Annotated in this window: 12 protein-coding genes and 2 pseudogenes; 6 read left to right on the top strand and 8 right to left on the bottom strand. The window is 69.5% G+C overall.

The genetic code is table 11. The features are described from left to right. The first annotated feature begins 68 nt into the window (after positions 1 to 68). Positions 69 to 884, top strand: coding sequence for an alpha/beta hydrolase (locus FSYMDG_RS12790; protein ID WP_013873870.1), 816 nt, complete (start codon positions 69 to 71; stop codon positions 882 to 884). Between the two features lie 65 nt (positions 885 to 949). Here FSYMDG_RS12790 and FSYMDG_RS12785 read toward each other — a convergent pair whose 3' ends face one another. From FSYMDG_RS12785 to FSYMDG_RS12765, 5 genes and pseudogenes are all read right to left on the bottom strand, one after another. After that, a complete protein-coding gene (locus FSYMDG_RS12785) occupies positions 950 to 2,377 on the bottom strand; it encodes a wax ester/triacylglycerol synthase domain-containing protein (protein WP_013873869.1) in 1,428 nt (475 codons plus the stop codon). After that, positions 2,374 to 3,351, bottom strand: coding sequence for an alpha/beta fold hydrolase (locus FSYMDG_RS12780; protein ID WP_013873868.1), 978 nt, complete (start codon positions 3,349 to 3,351; stop codon positions 2,374 to 2,376). Before FSYMDG_RS12780 ends, FSYMDG_RS12785 begins: the two co-directional genes overlap by 4 nt. A gap of 16 nt (positions 3,352 to 3,367) precedes the next feature. Beyond that, a complete protein-coding gene (locus FSYMDG_RS12775) occupies positions 3,368 to 4,393 on the bottom strand; it encodes an NAD(P)H-dependent glycerol-3-phosphate dehydrogenase (RefSeq protein ID WP_013873867.1) in 1,026 nt (341 codons plus the stop codon). Positions 4,394 to 4,472: 79 nt separating this feature from the next. Next, positions 4,473 to 6,324: pseudogene (locus FSYMDG_RS12770) on the bottom strand (lysophospholipid acyltransferase); the annotation flags it as partial. Beyond that, complete coding sequence (locus FSYMDG_RS12765) at positions 6,321 to 7,805, bottom strand: HAD-IB family hydrolase (protein ID WP_013873866.1); 1,485 nt, start codon at positions 7,803 to 7,805, stop codon at positions 6,321 to 6,323. The pseudogene FSYMDG_RS12770 and the gene FSYMDG_RS12765, both read right to left, overlap by 4 nt. Positions 7,806 to 10,156: 2,351 nt before the next feature. On the opposite strand from FSYMDG_RS12765, the gene FSYMDG_RS12755 reads away from it, so the two are divergent. The 5 genes from FSYMDG_RS12755 to FSYMDG_RS12735 all read left to right on the top strand — a co-directional run bounded on the left by FSYMDG_RS12755 (position 10,157) and on the right by FSYMDG_RS12735 (position 14,628). After that, entirely contained in the window at positions 10,157 to 10,966 is an 810-nt protein-coding gene (locus FSYMDG_RS12755; protein ID WP_043606289.1) for a class I SAM-dependent methyltransferase, read from the top strand. Positions 10,967 to 11,232: 266 nt separating this feature from the next. Then, complete coding sequence (locus FSYMDG_RS12750; RefSeq protein WP_013873863.1) at positions 11,233 to 11,454, top strand: hypothetical protein; 222 nt, start codon at positions 11,233 to 11,235, stop codon at positions 11,452 to 11,454. Positions 11,455 to 11,960: 506 nt separating this feature from the next. After that, positions 11,961 to 13,409 (top strand): DHA2 family efflux MFS transporter permease subunit, encoded by a 1,449-nt coding sequence (locus tag FSYMDG_RS12745; protein WP_043606285.1) that lies wholly within the window; start codon positions 11,961 to 11,963, stop codon positions 13,407 to 13,409. Between the two features lie 497 nt (positions 13,410 to 13,906). Further along, a complete protein-coding gene (locus tag FSYMDG_RS12740) occupies positions 13,907 to 14,128 on the top strand; it encodes a hypothetical protein (protein WP_131772535.1) in 222 nt (73 codons plus the stop codon). Continuing rightward, a complete protein-coding gene (locus FSYMDG_RS12735; protein WP_013873860.1) occupies positions 14,125 to 14,628 on the top strand; it encodes an HtaA domain-containing protein in 504 nt (167 codons plus the stop codon). Before FSYMDG_RS12740 ends, FSYMDG_RS12735 begins: the two co-directional genes overlap by 4 nt. A gap of 2 nt (positions 14,629 to 14,630) precedes the next feature. On the opposite strand, the pseudogene FSYMDG_RS29675 reads toward FSYMDG_RS12735, so the two are convergent. The 3 genes and pseudogenes from FSYMDG_RS29675 to FSYMDG_RS28490 all read right to left on the bottom strand — a co-directional run bounded on the left by FSYMDG_RS29675 (position 14,631) and on the right by FSYMDG_RS28490 (position 17,124). Then, a pseudogene (locus FSYMDG_RS29675) lies at positions 14,631 to 15,694 on the bottom strand (MBL fold metallo-hydrolase). A 231-nt stretch (positions 15,695 to 15,925) separates the two neighbouring features. Further along, positions 15,926 to 16,816, bottom strand: coding sequence for an IS3 family transposase (locus FSYMDG_RS12725; RefSeq protein WP_043603580.1), 891 nt, complete (start codon positions 16,814 to 16,816; stop codon positions 15,926 to 15,928). Between the two features lie 17 nt (positions 16,817 to 16,833). Further along, positions 16,834 to 17,124 (bottom strand): transposase, encoded by a 291-nt coding sequence (locus FSYMDG_RS28490; RefSeq protein WP_043602641.1) that lies wholly within the window; start codon positions 17,122 to 17,124, stop codon positions 16,834 to 16,836. Positions 17,125 to 17,233: the final 109 nt, after the last annotated feature.

Raw genomic sequence — 17,233 nt, 5'->3', positions numbered from 1 at the left:
CAGACAGCCATCGGCAAGAGACAGAGGTTCCGGCCGCGCGCGCTCGCGCGCCGCGAGGAGGCAACGGCATGACCAGCCCTGGCACGATCACCACCCTCGCGGGCAGCCACGGCGCGCTCGCGCTGCACCGCTGGAGCGCGCAGCAGCCGTCGTTCGTCGCGCTGCTGGCCCACGGGTACGGCGAGCACGCGGGCCGCTACGACCACGTGGCGCGCAGGCTCAGCGATGCCGGCGGCGCGGTGTACGCGCCCGACCACATCGGGCACGGCCGTTCCGAGGGCGAGCGGGCACACGTCGAGCTGCTCGAGGACATCGTCACCGACCTGGGCACGGTCGCGAAGCACGCCACGGCGGAACACCCCGGTCTGCCGGTGGTCCTCATCGGCCATTCGCTGGGCGGCATCGTCTCGGTGCGGTACGTGCAGCGCGCCGTCGGCCCGGTGGACGCGCTGGTGCTCTCCGGCCCGGTGATCGGCGGCAACCCGGCGATCACCGCCCTGCTCGACCTGGACCCGATTCCGGACGTTCCGCTCGACCCGGCCGCGCTCTCACGCGATCCCGCGGTCGGCGCGGCCTACGCGGCGGACCCGCTGGTCTACCACGGCCCGTTCCACCGTGAGTCGCTGCAGACCCTCAAGGACGTCGTCGCCACGATCGCGGCCGGCCCGGGCCTCGGGGACCTGCCCACGCTGTGGATACACGGCGAGCTCGACCCGCTGGCCCCGCTCGCCGAGACCCGCGCGGCGTTCGAGCGCATCGGCGGTTCGAACCTGCGGCAGAAGGTGTACCCGGGAGCCCTGCACGAGATCTTCAACGAGACGAACTCGGACGAGGTTCTCGACGACGTCGTCGCCTTTGTGCGGGAGGCCGTGCCCGCGCGGTGACGCGGCGGATGCCGCCGACACCGGACGGGGTCGGCGGCATCCTGCGGGTCACAGCTCGCGGGCCGTCACAGCCCGCGAGCCAGATCCAGCACCTCGTCGAAGCCGTCGCGCAGATAGGCCGCGAAGACCTTCTCGTCGTCGATCACGTCGGGGTTGGCGTTGATCCCCACGCAGCACGTGCCCTCGTAGGACAGCATGGTCACCATCGCGGCCACTCCCGGCCGTGGGCCCATCGGGTAGACCCGCAGCACGCGGGAGCCTGCCAGGTAGAGGCTGCGCCCGATGCCGGCGAGGTTGGAGGCCTGCAGGTCCGACACGGTGGTCATGCTGCCCGCGATCTCGATCAGCAGGGCGCGGGGGAGCCGGCCGAGCACCGGCGCGATGAGGTCGAGGAACCCGATCGCGGGCTCGGTGCGGGCCGTCGCCACGGCGGCGCGGATCGCGGCGATCCGTACCCGGGGGTCGGGATCGCCTACCGGGACGGCGAACCGGGCCCCGGCGAACCGGTTGCCGCCCATCGGGTCGTTGTCGGTGCGCAGGCTCACCGGCATGCCGATCGGTATCTGGTCGACGAAGACGTCGTGGTGCTCGTGGAACCGGCGGAACGCGCCCAGCAGCGCGGCCAGGAACGCGTCGTTGACGGTGCCGCCCGCGGCCCGTCCCGCCGCTTTGAGCTGTTCGAGTGGCACGTCGTGGGCGATCAGCCGGTAGCCGGTGCCGTCGTTGTTCAACACGGGTGACCGCGCGACGTCGGGCGGGGTCAGCACGCGGCGCAGCGACGCCCCGAAGCGGACGGTGTCGACAGCCGTGCCGACCGGGTCGGCAACCACCCGCCCGAGCGTCCGCACGGCACCCCGGGCCGCCGAGCCCGCCGCTCCGGCCAGGACGCCCGGCAGCCGCCCGGCCAGCAGCGAGATGGGTGTCTCCACCGGCCGAGGTGGCGGGAGCGGGCTTGAGTCGGGTTCCTCCCGTTCGGGGCCGCGCCCGTGGGTGAGGTTGAGCAGCTGGACCAGTCCGAGCCCGTCGGTCAGGCTGTGGTGCAGCTTCAGGAGGTAACCGGCGCGGCCGTCACGCAGGCCGGTGACGAGCGTGGCCTCCCACGGCGGCCGGTTCGAGTCGAACGGCCGGGCCGCCGCGGCGGCGGCGATCTCGAACAGCTCGCTGTTGGAGCCGTCGCCGGGCACCCGGATCCGCTGGAGGTGGTAGTCGAGGTCGAAGTGCGGGTCCGGCGACCACGCCGGAGGAACGAGCGGCAGCAGCGGCTCGATCACCCGCTCGCGTAAGCGGGGCACCCGCAGCGTGAGCCGATCGTGGGCCGCGCGCAGGCGTTCCCACTCCGGGGCCCTGTCGAGGATCTCGACCAGGACCCCGGAGGAGCGGGTGCGCAGGTCGCCCTCCGCGCGCCACATCAGGGCTTCCCACCAGCTCATGTCCGCCGGGCCGCCCCAGCTCAAGCGGGCGGCGCCGATGGCCGGGGGGCTGTGGTCGGTCATAGGGCTGCTCCCTTGGGCTCGGCTTGCGGCCGCGTCTGGTCCACGGAAGCGGTTTCCGGTCTCGTCTGGTCCACGGAGGCGGCGATCTCGAGGATCTGCCGGGCGACCGTGGCAGGCTCGTCGTACATCGGGACGTGACCGATACCCGGCTGCTGGATCAGCTCGGCCCCCGGCAGCCGCTCCAGCATCGGCACGCCGAAGTGCTCGAAGGGGATGACCCGGTCCGGCCGCGCCCACACGACCCGTATCGGGTAGTCATGGTCGGCGGGCAGCGGCTGGAGGTGGGCGTGCGGCAGGGTGCGCAGGAGCGGGTCGACGGCGGGGGCGTGGGCGCTGGCCCGGATGGTCAGGGCCACCGCCTGCGGGTCGACCCGCTCGGGGTGCGCCACCTGTGTCGCCAGGAGCAGACGGCGCAGCCACGGGGTGTCCGCGATCAGGTCGGCGTGCGCCGAGTACCGCGCCAGCGTGGCCACGGACAGGCGGATACCCAGTGCCACCGCGGCGATCCGGCATTGTGAGGTCCACGCCCCGGCCGGGCTGAACAGCACCAGTGAGCGGGCGCGGCCGCGGCGGGCCAACTCGATGGCGATCCAGCCGCCGAGGGAGTTGCCGACGACGTGCACGCGGTCCCAGCCGGCCCGGTCGAGCTCGGCCTCCACCCCGTCGACGAGCACGTCGAGCGTGACCGGGACCCCCGGCGGGAGCGGCTCCCCGCCGCCGTGGCCCAGCAGGGTCGGAGCGAGGACGTCGTGGTGCGGCTCCAGCAGCGGCAACACCGGGTCCCAGGCGGGCCACGTACCGCCGACACCGTGCAGCAACAGCAGGGGCGAGCCTGATCCGGCGCGGTACCGGGGTGCGGGGAGCTGCGGTGGCTCCTGGTCACGCACCGCCGCCTGGGACAGCCGGCGCCGTAGCACCGCCGCGGAGACGGCACCGCCCGTGACCGCCACGATTCCCCACTTCGCATTTACCATGACTCACCCTTCAGCTTCACCAACTTGTCCCCCGCACCTCGTGGCCGGGAGCCTGTTTCAGCAGACCGCGGTAGGCGTCGCGGGCGGTCGAGCCGTGGTTGACCACGGCGTCGACCTCGCGTGCGATCGGCAGCTCGACGCCCGCCCTGGCCGCAAGCCGCATGACGACGCTGGCGCTGCGCACCCCCTCGGCCACCTGTTTCATCCCAGCCATAGCCTGACTGATCGTCTGCCCCCGGCCGAGCGCCTCGCCGACACACCGGTTACGGCTGAGCGGACTCGTGCAGGTCACGATGAGGTCTCCGGTGCCCGCCAGGCCATAGAACGTGACGGGTTCGCCGCCCAGCGCCTCGCCAAGCAGCGTCATCTCCCGCACCGCCCGGGTGATCACCATCGCCTTGGTGTTGTGGCCGGCTCCGGCGCCGTCGCCCATGCCCGCGGCGATGGCGAAGACGTTCTTCAGCGGCCCGCACAGTTCGACCCCGATGACATCGGTGGTGGAGTAGATCCGGAAGCGGGGCGTGCGGAACAGGTCGGCCAGCTGAGCGGCGGTGCTCACGTCCGGCATCGCGAGCGTCGCCGCGGCCGCGTAGCCGTCGAGGATCTCCTTCGCGATGTTCGGCCCGGCGAGCACACCCGCGGGATGCCCGGGCAGGACGTCGGCGACGATCTCGGTCATCCGCCGGTCGGTCTCCTGCTCAAGCCCCTTGACCAGGCTGACCACCGGCACCCACGGCCGCGCGTACGGCGCGGCCTGCTCCAGGATCGCGCTGAACCCGTGGGAGGGCACCCCCATCACGATCGTGTCCGCGTCGGACACCGCCTCTTCCAGCGAGCTCGTCGCGCGCAGCTCGTCGGGGAGGACGGCGTCGCCGGTGTAGCGGCTGTTGCGCCGGTTCTTCTCGATGTCGTTCACCACGTCGGACGACCGGGCCCAGATCGTGGTCGTCGCGCTCCGGGACAGGATCGCGGCCACCGTGGTACCCCAGGAACCGGCGCCGACGACGGCGATCCGCGGCGCTCTGCGGCGCACGTATCCCACGTCAGCCTCCGACCCCGTCGGAAACGACCCCGTCGGGAACGCTCCGCAGCGATGCCTGCGGCCCGGGCGGCACCACCGCGGACGTCGCGCCCAACGTCGCGATCTCCTGCACGGCGTGCAGGACGCGGTCGAGCTGGACCGCGAGCGCGCGCCGTCGGGCCACCAGCTCGTGTGGGTCCGCGCCGGGCTCGAGCAGGCCGCGGTGGCGGGCCATCTTCAGCGCGGTGCGGAACATCTCCGCGGACACCGACTCCTCGCTCGCCACCCGGCGCTGCATCGCCCACTGCCTGCCAAGGTCCAGACAGTCGGCGAAGAACCGGTCCTCGTCGAGATCGGCATCGTCGTCGGCGAGCACCAGTTGCTCGGCGACCACCCGGTAGGCGTCGATGAACGGCCGCAGGACCAGATGCGCCACCAGCGGCGCCGCGTCGCGCAGCCACCGCTCGGCGTCGGCCGGGCTGACCTCGCTCGGGCGCGTCCCGCCCGCCATGATCTCTACTTCGCTCCACAGCTCCTCGGCGAACTCCGCGCGCGCGGCGAAGAAGAAGTCGAACTTGAGCAGCTCCCGCAGCTCCAGCGCCTCCTCCCAGGCCCCCCGCAGCGTGCCGCCGCCGTGCCGGGCGATGGAGAGCAGCGCCAGCTCGGCGATGGCCCGCACGAGCAGCACGTGCACGGCGCTGTTGCGGTACACCGCGGCCACCAGATGCTGGTCGGCGGCCATGCCCCACACCGTCTCCGGCCCGCCGGCGAAGCAGGTCAGCACGCCCGAGTTGACGAGGTCCTGCAGCGTGCGCCGTACCGTCGAGCGGTCGGTCAGGTCGGACGCGGCGGCAACCGGCCATCCTCGCCTGCTCAGGTACCGGGCGAGCGGAGCCACCGTCGCGCAGACCTCGTCGAGCGTCAGCGCCCGGTCGGCACCCAGCATGGCGACGCAGACGGCCGCGGTCGCGGTCACCGGCGTGGTGCGGTTGATGCGGTGGCAGACCTCCAGCGCGACCCGCTCGACGAGCTGCCCGTCCTCCACCCCGTCGGCGCGGTAGGCCTGGAGCCGTTCACGCAGCGGGATCGGCGTGCCGAAGTCGATGTGGATGCCGCCGAGCCGTGTCTTCAGACCGCGCGCATACCCGATCAGCCAGCGCAGGTCCTCCGGCTGCTTGGCAGTGCCGCGTGCTTCCTGGGCCATCCGTGCCACCTCGTGGAACGGCAGCTGGTCGTAGAGGATGGAGACCGGCACGATGAGCGCGTCCGCCAGCTCGGACGACTCCAGGGCGTCGCTGACGTAGCGCAGGAGGCCGTGGCGTGGGGGACGCAGCTTTCCGGTCCGTGTCCGTCCACCCTCGATCGACCACATCAGGTTGACCCCCGCGCCCACCATGTGCCCGACGTAGGAGCGCAGGGCGAGCCGGTAGACGGGGATGTCCGTCGTGGCTCGCCGGACGTGGACCATGCCGATCCGGCGGGCGATCGTGCCGAGCGGGAAGAAGTTCAGGTTGGCGCCCGCCAGGCCGTAGGGGGGGGTCGAGGCGGGCGCGCACTAACAGCGGAGGCAGGGCGAACTCGTCCAGGTACGACCGGTGCGAGATGAGGAAGATCAACGAGTGGCGCCGGTCCAGCCTGCGCAGTTCGGCGAGCGCGTTGTCGTCGGCGAGGATGTCGTACCCACGTACCATCCAGCGCGCGAAACGCTCCCACGTACCGGCGACCACCGGGTCGTGCACCGCGGACATCTCGCGCAGGTAGCCGGCCGCCTCCGCGCGCACGGCCTGCTCGTCCTTGCCGAGCCGCTTGGCCAGGCCGTCGAGCGCGCTGAGGAACCCCGGGCTGGTGAGCAGCGCGGTGACCACGGGCGGGTCGCCCGCCCGTGGGTCGCTGAGGCTCGCCCGGCCGGGCCGGGCGACCAGGTCACGGGCCGTCTCGATGGCGTGGATCATCGCGGGCTCCCGGTTATGTCCTCGGCAGGCTCCGCGTTGGCGGTGCCCGGCCAGTGATCCAACGTGTCGACGTAGAGGTCATGCACATGGGTGGCCGCCGCGTCGATGTCGGTACGGGTCCAGCCCTCGGTGGGGATCGGGGGCAGGACAGCCACCTCGATCCGGCCCTCCCGAGCCGTCCGGGCGTTACGCCACATGATCTCTCCTGCGTTGCGGATGACGATCGGCACGATCGGCACCCCGGCGGCGGTGGCCAGGTGGAAGGCGCCTTTCTTGAACGGGCCCACCCGCGGGGTGAACGACCGGGTGCCCTCCGGGGCGATGACCACCGACGTGCCGGAGCGCAGCATCTCGACCGCCGGTTCCAGCGCCGAGATCGCCTTCGTCGAGCTCCCCCGGTCCACGAACGCGACCCCGGCCAGGCCGAACAGGGTGCCCACCACCGGCATCCGCCGCACCTCCGCCTTCGCCACCGCGGTGAACCCCCGTCGCAGCACACGGGAGGTGACCACGAAGTCGACCAGCGTGCTCTGGTGGTTGATGAGGAACACCGCCGGACGGTGCGACCACGCGTTGTGCTCGCCGACGACATCGACGCGGATGTTCCCCACCGCGGACGCGACATCCCCGAACAGCGACGTCATCAGGTCGACGCCGTAGCGCCGGTCACGGGTGAGCACCCCCGCGACGATCCCGGCCCCCGCCGTGGCGAACAGGGTGCCGAACATGGCCGCGGTCCGTACGGCGGGCAGCGGGTCGAGCTGGTTGTGCCTGCGGGTGAACTCCAGTGCGGGCCATTCCCGCCGTCGCGCCTCGGTGGCCAGCACCGGCTGCGGGTTCACCGGGTGCGGATATCCGACCGCGCCGAGAAAGGGCACGTCCTCGTCGCCGTTGGCGTACGCGTGGCTGACCGTGAGGTCGATGCCGTGCCCGGCGGCGAACGCGGTCACCGCGGCGAGCTTCCCGTCGCCCCACAGGGCGCGGCCGGCGACATGCCCGGTGACGACGCCGCCCTCCTGCTCCAGTTCGGTGCACAGGACGTGCTCGACTCCCAGCTCGTCAGCCATCGGCTGGACCTGCAGACGGGTCGCCGACGTGGCAATCACCACGGTGTGGCCCTGGTTGACATGTGTCCGGACCAGTCGCCAGGCGCTGTGGAACAGCGAACCGGCGATCTCGCTCGCGAACAGTTCCCGGCCGAGGGCGAGCAGTTCCTCCTCGGTGCGTCCGGCCCAGCCGCGCAGACCGGTCTCCAACAGCGAGGTGAAGCCTGCCTCGTCCAGTGGCCCGCGCACGGCGGCCAGTGCGATCCGCAGCAGCTCGTCCGGCCCGACTTCGAAGCTGCGCAACCGCCGGGCGTAGAGCGCCCGCGCGGAATAGCCCTCGATGAGGGTCCCGTCGAAGTCGAAGAACGCACCTACGTGCGGGCCCTTCGGACCGCGACGGATCGCCTCCGTCAGCTCGTCGACCGCGGCGGTCATCGCCCGTAGCCGAGCGCCGGGCCGGGGCGGCCGTCGTCGGGGTGTGAACTCTTGCGGATGACATAATGAATCATCGATGCCGTCCTGGATTGGGCGCGGTTCAACGTCTGCGTGGCCCGGTCGCGGAGTGGATCGCGCACACGCACTTCGTTCATGTCTTACAACGGTTCTTACAGCGGTCAGAACGAAATGGCAATGCTGTGTCCAGTTTTAGTGGCAGACGCCCCAGGGCTTTGTTTGTCAAGTGATTCGTTGTTGATCTTTGGTGTGGTGTGGCCGGGTGGTGTGTTCGTCATGGGGTGCACAAATTTGATCCGTTTGGTCCGTGTTCTGATGCTTTGGAGTGGTTATCTCGGGAGGGAGTTCGGATGTCGGGATCACAGCCATCACACATGGATCACAATCGACGCACACGTCCGAATTCCGCCGGCGGATGGCGGGCCTACCCGGACCGGCTGCGCCGTCGCCCGACGACCACCGCGACACGCGTCACGCCTCGGACGGCCCACGGCACGCCCCGGACGGCCCGCTTGCGGCCGCAAGCGACTGCAAGCAGGCCACTCTGCGGACGAGGAGGGTTGGGCCGTAGGGGTCCACCGGCACCGATGGGCCGGCCCCGCTCCGGGCCCGTGGCGCTTGTCCGCTGCCTGGTCTGGTCGGCCGTGATCGCGCCGGTTCGGCACCGAACCGGGTCCGAGCTGGGTCCGGGCCGCGGACGTCTTCTACGTCCCCGCCACCGAGCGGAAGAGTCACCTGGTCACTGGCCGCCGGGTATGGCCCCGCGGCCCGTCCCGTGCGGGTTCGTATACCACTCCGACCGGGGCTGCCAGCATCTTTGGGAATTCGTTGCGCTGTGTGCGGCGCATGGTGTGCGCCGTTCCGTCGGAACGGTTGGGGCCGCTACGACAATGCGGTCACCGGCCGTTCTTCATCACTCTGGAATGCGAGCTTCCCGATCGCATCCGTTTCGCCACCCACACGGAGACCCGTACCGCCCTGTTCGACATCGTCGAGGAGTGTTGCAACCGGTGGCGTCGCCATTCGGCCAATGGATACCCCAGTCCTCACGAGCCCTCACGAGCCCTCACGACCATGAAAACCGCTACCGCAGGCACACTGAGATCAGACAGTCGCCAAAGCCCGGCGGCGGGAACCGGGCGGGGTGGCTTCGGCCGGGGTGGTGGCTCCCGACCTGGTGGTCGGGAGCCACCGGGCGCAGCGCTGGTTCCCTGTCGGCGCACCGGCCGCGGGCGTGCGAGCGGCGGTGGACGGCCAGCTTCTCGGCGACGGAACGGTGGGGTCCAGGACGGTGGGGGTCCAGCAGCGACGTCGAATCCTGGAAGATCATCTGTATTCGGGAGTGGATCCGACCCGGCCGCCGGGTCGGATCCACTCCGTCGAATGGCTGTCCGTCGCCTCGTGGGGAAATTGGACATGTCGGCAGAAAATCCGGAAAGTGACGGCGTCAATAGCGAAGGGTTGCGAATCGTCGTCCGAATGTGGCGGCCATCACATTTGATACGCCGCTGATCGGACGCGACCGGGCTTCCCGCCCATGGCCGTGCCGACAACTGTCCGATGGCCCGATGGCCCGATGGCCCGATGGCTGTCCGACGGCTGGGGGAGTCCTCCGCCGTGTCGTGTGGCGGGACTCCCTCGTCGCTAACATGTTTTCTATCTGTACAATAATTTGTACTTATTAGTACATTTTTCGATACGAAATCGAGGTGTTCGTGGCTCAGGAACAGGCGACCGTCTGGATCCCGCGCCGCCGCGGCTGATCGGCGTGCTTCCGCTTCCGGGTGAGCCAGGGCTTCGGGGACGGCGGGCAGCCGGGCTCCGTCATCCACCGGTTGGCGGCTGGAATGATCGCCAGCGGACCGCTGGCAGGTCTGGCCGGCCTGGCTGGTCTGGCTGGCCTGGCCGACTTTTTCTGGCCGGCCGGTGACCCGTACCCGCACCGGCACATCACCCGAGTCGGCCGGGACGAAGCGGTCGGTGATGTCCAGCCCGTCGACCTGGGGTCGCGTGCCGTAGGTACCCCCGGGGGGTTCCTGTCGGTCAGGTGCCACGCGCGTGAACGTCGTCATACCGACGCTGAATTCACGGGCGGTCTTTTTCGGGATATCCATCGTACGTGTCCCGCTTCATGTTTTTGGTGCAGAAATCCTGACCTACCGTCCTGTCGCGGTTGTACCGGCGGACGGGCAACAGGATTCGGACCCGATCACGGCCGGTGGAAGGCGTCGCGACCGTCGGAATCCCCTTCGATCGAGGCCGTGGGCCTGTCAGCCGGAAACGGACCGGAAGCGGGAGCGCCCCTGGTGGCCGCGTAGCATGGTGTCGTGTCCGTGCCGGAAGTGCGCCTCACGGGTGAGAAGGCCACGCTGCTCGCGACGTTGTACGGCAGGGCGCTCGACGCCGAGTCGCCCCGCTCCATTCTGCACGACACGATGGCGCTGGAAATCGTCAGACGGATCGATTTCGACTTCACCAGGACCGGGCTGCGGCGCGGTGAGCAGGCCGCCGTTGCGCTCCGGGCCAGGCACTTCGACAGGTGGACCCGCGAGTTCCTCGCCGCGCATCCGAAGAGCACCGTGCTGCACCTGGGCTGCGGCCTGGACACGCGTGTCCACCGCGTCGACCCCGGCCCCGGCGTGCGGTGGTTCGACGTGGACTATCCCGATGTGATTGACCTTCGCCGGCAGATATATCCGTCGCGTGAGGGTTACGAGACGATTGGCGCGTCCGTCGCCGATCCGTCCTGGCTGACGCGGGTAGCGGGTGATCTTCCTGTGTTGGTGGTCGCCGAGGGCCTGACGATGTATCTGAGGAAGAACGAGGGCGAGGCGCTTTTCCGGCGGATCGTGAACCATTTTCCCGGTGGCCAGTTCGTCTTCGACGGGTTCAGTAGACGTGGCATTCGGATGCAGCGGTTCAACCGGGCGATCCGGGTTGCGGGGGCGACCGTCTCGTGGGGCATGGACGGTTGCGCGGAGCTTGAGGCGATTGATCGTCAGCTGCGGTGCGTGACAGCCACGGGCGCTTTCGACATCGACGGCTATGAGAAGCTGCCGACGGGCTACCGCCTGCTGGCCAGGGTGGCGAAGCTGTTCCCCGCGCTGAGAAGGATGGCGGTCTTCTACCGGCTGGAGTTCTGACGGGTGCCGCCGCCCGGATCACACCGCGCTTCGGGCACCGGTACTCGCCTGACCCAGGAGCCAGCCCGCTCGTAGCCGCCCTCGCTGTACCCACGGTTCGGCGGACGGTCGCCTGCTGGTGCTCGGCGCCGCCGGCACAGTCGCGAGGTGCTGGCCGGCAGCACGGATGTGGGGGCGGTCTCGTTCCACGTCCCTGCGGACGGACGAGGTCATGCCGGTCGGGATGCTGTCAGGACTTCGACGAGCCGGCTGGTGAACGCGTCGGGGTGGCTGACGAAACCGGTGTGGCCGCCGGGAAAGTCGACGAGTTCGACGCCGAGTACTGGCTGGACAACGACGAGGCCGTGCTCACCGACATCCTCCAGGTCGCGGTCCGTCAGGCCACCGGGATCACGGACAGCGGGGCCGCGGACCGCGGAACCACAGACGACGGAAGTGCGGACGGCGGGGCACGGACGGTGGGAGCGCAGCCGGCGGAACGGCCCTGACCGGCCATGTCGGCCGCCACCACATCACAGGTCGAGCCTGAAGGCGGCGTTGCAACAGGCGGCACGTTGCAACAGGCGGCTTTGCGACAAACAGCGTCAGGCGGGGTAGGCGCAGTCCGTTCCCACGCTTCGTTCCTGCGATTTGGCTGTTTTCGCGGTCCGTTTTTCCGCCGGGAGCTCTCTTCTCTTTTCTCGCCAGGAGGCTCCCAACGCGTTGTCGATGAAGTCGAAGATCTCGTCGTCGGAGGCATCGGGCGCGGGCGCAGGGAGGCCGGCTCGGCGTGCTCCGGCTCGAGGCCGTCCGGACGGGCTTCGTTCCCGCTCCTGTCGGCGTCGTTCAGCGTGTCGAGCAGGGCGCGCAGGCAGGTGGCGACGGCCGTGCGCCCGTCATCGCCCGCGGTGGGGGCGGGCAGGTACCAGTAGGTTCCCTCACCGTTGAAGCGCTCTTTGTCTGTACAGTAATTTGTACTGTCCAGTACATTTTTCGGTACGAGATCGAGGTGCTCATGGTTCAGGAACAGGGCGACCGTCTGGATTCCGCGCTGCTGCGGCTGATCGGGGTACTGCTGTTGGGCGGCCTGATGGGGCTGCTCGACGGCACGATCGTCAACGTCGGGGTCGACACCCTCGGGCGGCACTTCGACACCTCGTTGAGCACGGTCGGATGGGTCGCCACCGGCTATCTGCTCGCGGTGACCGTGGCCATCCCGCTCAGCGCCTGGGCCACGGACCGGTTCGGCAGCCGGCGGATGTGGCTTGCGGGGCTGTCGGTCTTCCTCGTCGGCTCGCTCGCGAGCGGGCTGGCCCCCTCGATCGAAACTCTGATCATCTTCCGGGTGATCCAGGGCTTCGGGGGCGGCATGCTGGATCCGATCATGCTCACGCTGCTGGCGCGCACGGCGGGCCCCTCCCGGGTGGGGCGGGTGATGGGGCTGATGGGTGTCGTCATCCCGCTGGGTCCCGTCCTCGGCCCGATTGTCGGCGGTGTGATCATTCAGAGTCTGGACTGGCGGTGGATGTTCCTGGTGAACCTGCCGATCGGGCTGGTGGCGCTGGTGTTGTCGCTGCGGGTGGTGCCGGCCGATCCGCCGCGGGCCGGGCGCGCTGCCAGCCGGCTCGACGTCGTCGGGGTGGCGCTGCTGTGCCCGGCGTTCGCCATCCTCGTCTACGCGTTGTCGCAGGCAGGGGAGGATGCCGGCTTCGGCGCCACCCGGGTGCTGGTGACGCTGGCGATCGGCGGTGGGCTGCTTGTCGGCTACGTCGTGTACGCGCTACGGGTCCGCGGCGCGGCACTGATCGATCTGCGGTTGTTCACCAACCGTGGTTTCAGCGCGAGCGTCACGGTGATGGCGGTCACCGGGGTGATGCTGTTCTCGATGCTGTTCCTGGTGCCGTTGTACTACCAGCAGGTTCGTGATCACGGGGTGTTGGCAGCCGGGTTGTTGCTCTCGCCGCTGGGTGTGGGTTCCTTCATCGCGATGCCGATCGCGGGACGGCTCAGTGACCGGGTCGGTACCCGGGCGCTGGTACCGGCCGGCGCGTTCGCGATCGCGCTGAGCGTGCTGGTGTTCACACAGGCCGGGCTGCACACCAGCGAGGCTGGTCTTGCGGTGTCCGTGTTCGGGACGGGGCTGGGGCTCGGTTTCGTGGGTGCTCCGACCATGGGGGCGCTGTACCGGACGTTGCCCGCGGAGTCGGTGGCGCAGGGGACGTCCGCGCTGTACGTGCTCAACCAGTTGGGTGCTTCGCTCGGTATCGCGGTCGTGGCGCTCATCCTGCAGAGTCGGGCGGCGGACGGGGCATCCGTCGAGACCGCGTTCCACCCGGCTTTCTGGTGGGTGTTCGCCGGCTCGCTTGCGGTGCTGGCGGCGGGCTGGTTCCTGCCGGGCCGACCCGCGCGGCTGCCCGCCGCCGTCGTCGAGCCGAACATCAGCCAGCCCGTCCAGACTTCGTGACCTGCGGGTGGGCGGCGAGACGCCGGGCCCCACCGCCTACCAGCCAGCGGTCGAGGTGATCACCAGTGGCCGGCCCGGGCGGCCTTTTCGGTGGCTTTTCCCGGTACCCGCGTCCCGCGTGCGCGTGCTGGTCAGCCGGTGGCCAGTTTGTCTTCGACGGGTTCAGCGGACGTGGCATTCGGATGCGGCGGTTCAACCGGGCGATCCGGGTTGCGGGGGCGACCGCGGCGCGGCCGTCTGCTCCGAGGGCCGTACCGCGTGACTGCCCGGTCGCTACGCTCACTTCAGACAGACGCTGCGAGCAGATGTCACGATCCTGTTCGGGGCCTCGGGCGGCACAGCCATGAGGCGCTGACCGAGAACACGGATACGGAGGCGGTCGAGGCGATGGTGGCCGCCGGCGCTGTCTCGCGCCGGGGCGCCGCGTTCCGTGACCGACGTCGGGTATCGCTGATCAGTGTCCGTACCGTCTGAAGCCTTACCGCCGAAGGGAGTCCGTGAGCATGGAATTAGGTGATCTCGCTGAGCGTCCGGGGACGCCGGCGCGTCGGGTCGCCGTCCTCGAGGACGAGAAGAACATCCTCGAGCCACTGGCCCGGTCTGGCTACTACGCCGAGGCCTGCCGCGGTGAGCGGTACTTCAGCCTGTTGGCCGGCGGCCGCGTGGCGGAGGCGTCGTCATCAGGGCGTGGCGCCGGGCGCTACGAGGTGGCCCGGTGAGCGCGACGGAGCCTCTGCTCGGCCTGCGGTGGGGGATCAAGGCGACCTTCCTCACCTACATCGCCCGGATGCCCGACGGTCAGGGCAGCGTCAGCGGCGGCGCGCAGCCCGCCGAGAACGACGAGTTCGTCTTCGAGCCGGATCCGTCGGCCGCGGTACCCGAGGGCGTCGACGGTTTCTGGGCGTTCCGCGGCGATGTCCGCTTCCAGGGCCATTTCGGGCTGCTGTACGTGCGGATCGCCGACCCGCACGTGGTGCTGCGCGGCACGGAGGCCGAGCTGAACGTCGTCGAGCCGTTCGAGTCCGAAACGAAGCCGAGGATTCCCCTGGTGCGCTTCACCCCCCGGCCCGGCGCGGCGCCGCCCGGCCTGCAGACCTGGGAGGCCGCGGACGTGCGGCTGCTGGCCGAGGGCGCTGGGCTGTTCAACAACGTGTACTCCGTGGGGGAGCCGTTCGAGCCGCTGAGCATCACCCTGCCGGCCACCTCCCAGACGGGATGATCTCATCTGGTCGGGGTGAACTCGTGTAGCCAGTCCCGTCGGGGAGAACCCGCCAGCCAGTCCCGCGCGGGCGGGTGGTGCGGCGTGCGGACGTGCAGGCGCCCGCCGCGTTCCTCGACCGCGCGGGTGCGCCGCATCTGAGCGAGCAGGTCGGCCGCCAGCGTCTCGGCATCCGTGTCGAACACCTTGCTCGCATGGTCGACGAGCCACGGCTGCCGCGTCAGGTAGGTGTCGACGTCGTCCAGCGGGATGCCGTCACGGATCATCAGGGCGAACGCGAAGATGCGTTTGCAGGCGTGCCATCCGGCGCGCTGCGGGTCCGCGCGCATGCGTTCGTACCGTGTGTGCGCCGCCGCGAAGACCGCGGGCGGGTCGAGGATGGGGCCGCCGTGGCCGGGCAGGGCCGTGCGCACGGCGAGCCGGCTGAGCTTCGCCACGGTGTCGAGCGCGACATCGATCGCGGCCGGGCCGTCCAGGGCGAGGTTGAGCCAGCCGACGTCGTCGGCGTGGATGGCGTCCCCGAGGACGAGCAGCCGCTCCTGCGGCTCGTAGAAACTGAGGTGGTGGGTGTGTGCCCGGGAGTGGGCACCACCTCCCACTCCGACGGCCCGGCCCGCAGCGTCTGCCCGGCCTCGAGAGCGTGGTCGACGTGGTATCGCTCGACCGGCTGGTCGAGCCATGCGGACAGGCACGCGTCCGCCTGCCGGCTGTTGATCACCTGGGCGTCCTCGCGGGCGGCGGCGACCGCGATCCCGTGGACGTCCCGCAGGCGCGCGTTCCCGCCGACGTGGTCGCTGTGCCAGTGGGTGTTCACGACCAGTTCGACGTCCGTGATGCCGATGCCGGCCGTGGCCAGCGCGTCCTCGATGCGCGAGGTGTCGCTGCCGAACCCGGAGTCGAAGATCACGCGAGATCCGTCACTGGTCGCGATCACGTTGGCGCTGGGGAAACCCACCGCCAGGAAGTGCAGCCAACCAGGTATGCGCAGGGAATCTGACGGCACGGCGTTCCCCCTTCGGTGGCGACGTCGCCTTCGGCCGGCACGCGCCCTTCGTCCCCGTGGCATCCAGGCCCAGACGCCTCTACCGGGACGCCTCTACTGGGACGCCCGATAGTTGGACATCAAAATAATAGTAAACACCCACGCCCCATGGAAGATCCTCAGAACCCGCCTCGGCTCCACCAAGCCCCGTCGATCGTGGACGGGTTGTGGAGTGGCCGGGTTGACGGTGGGGGGAGTCACTCCTGGTGGGAGTTCTGTCCAATGGAGGGTTCCCACTTTCGTGGACAGTCCTAACTATGCAGCACGAAGTGTTTGTCCGTCAAATTCTTCCTCGAACTCGACAGGCGTGAGATAGCCGATCGAGGAGTGCAACCGCTGCCGGTTGTAGTAGATCTCGACATATTCGAAGATCCCCGCCCGGACGCGGTCTATGGTATCGAACGGGTGGAGGTGGACGAACTCCTTCTTGAGGGTGGCCCAGAAGGACTCCGCCGCGGCGTTGTCGAAACAGATCCCGGTACGGCCGACGGAGTTTCGGACGTTGTTGTCGCGACAGAAGGCGACGAACTCACGGCTGGTGTACTGACCGCCTCGGTCGGCGTGGAATATGACGCCGCCGGGTGGCCGCCGGCGGGTGACGGCCATACGAAGCGCGTCGAGAACGAGTTCGGTGCGTATGTGATCGGCGACCGCCCAGCCGACGATCTTCCGAGAGAACGCGTCGATGACGGAGGCCATGTACACCCAGCCATCCCAGGTGCGAATATATGTTATGTCGCCGTACCACAACTGGTTCGGTGCGGACGCGGCGAAGTCTTGGCCGACAAGATCAGGCAGCGATGAGGAGTCCGCGGCCTGCACCGTCGTCACCGGCCGGCGGGGACGCGGATGCACGCTGACCAGGCCCATCGTCGCCATCAGCCGCTGGACCCGCTTGTAGGCGACGGCGACGCCCTGGCGGCGGATCTCGTGGAAGATCCGCCGCACGCCGTACCGCCCCTCGTGACGGTCGAAAACAGCTCTGATCATGGTCGACAAGGTGGCGTCGTCCTTCTCCCTCCGAGACGGGCCGCGTTTCTTCCACGCATAGTAGCCCTGTCGGGACACGTCGAGTTTCTTGCACATGTAGTCGACGGGAAAGGTGTTCGCGCCGTCGGCGGACACAGGCTTCTTCGGAGCGTGTATCGAGATGAACTCGAACTTTACTTCTGCTCGCTCGCGAAGAAGCTCGCCGCTTTTTTTAGGAAGGCGATGTCCATCTGCGCCTGCGCGTACTTCTTCCGGAGCTCCTCAAGTTCCGCGCGCTCCGACACCGACAGCGGCCGCTCCTCGGTCTCGCCGTTCTCCTTCGCCTTCTTCACCCAGTTTCCCAACGTGGTCTCGTGGATACCCAGACTCTTCGCGACCTCGGTCACCGACCGGCCCGAGTCGAGCACCAACCTTACTGCCTCGGATTTGTACTCCTGGGTGAACTTCCGGCGAGCTGACCCCATGACGCTCCTTCCCTATGGACAGCGAACCTCAGGTTCGCTGTCCACGGAAGCGGGATCACTCCACACCAGCGAATTCTGGAGGCTGGCTGGGAGGAGGGCGGGTTCCGCT

It is taken from the genome of Candidatus Protofrankia datiscae, assembly GCF_000177615.2.
Lineage (GTDB): Bacteria > Actinomycetota > Actinomycetes > Frankiales > Frankiaceae > Protofrankia > Protofrankia coriariae.
Note: the sequence above shows the minus strand (reverse complement) of the source record. Positions and strands in the feature narration are given on the sequence as shown.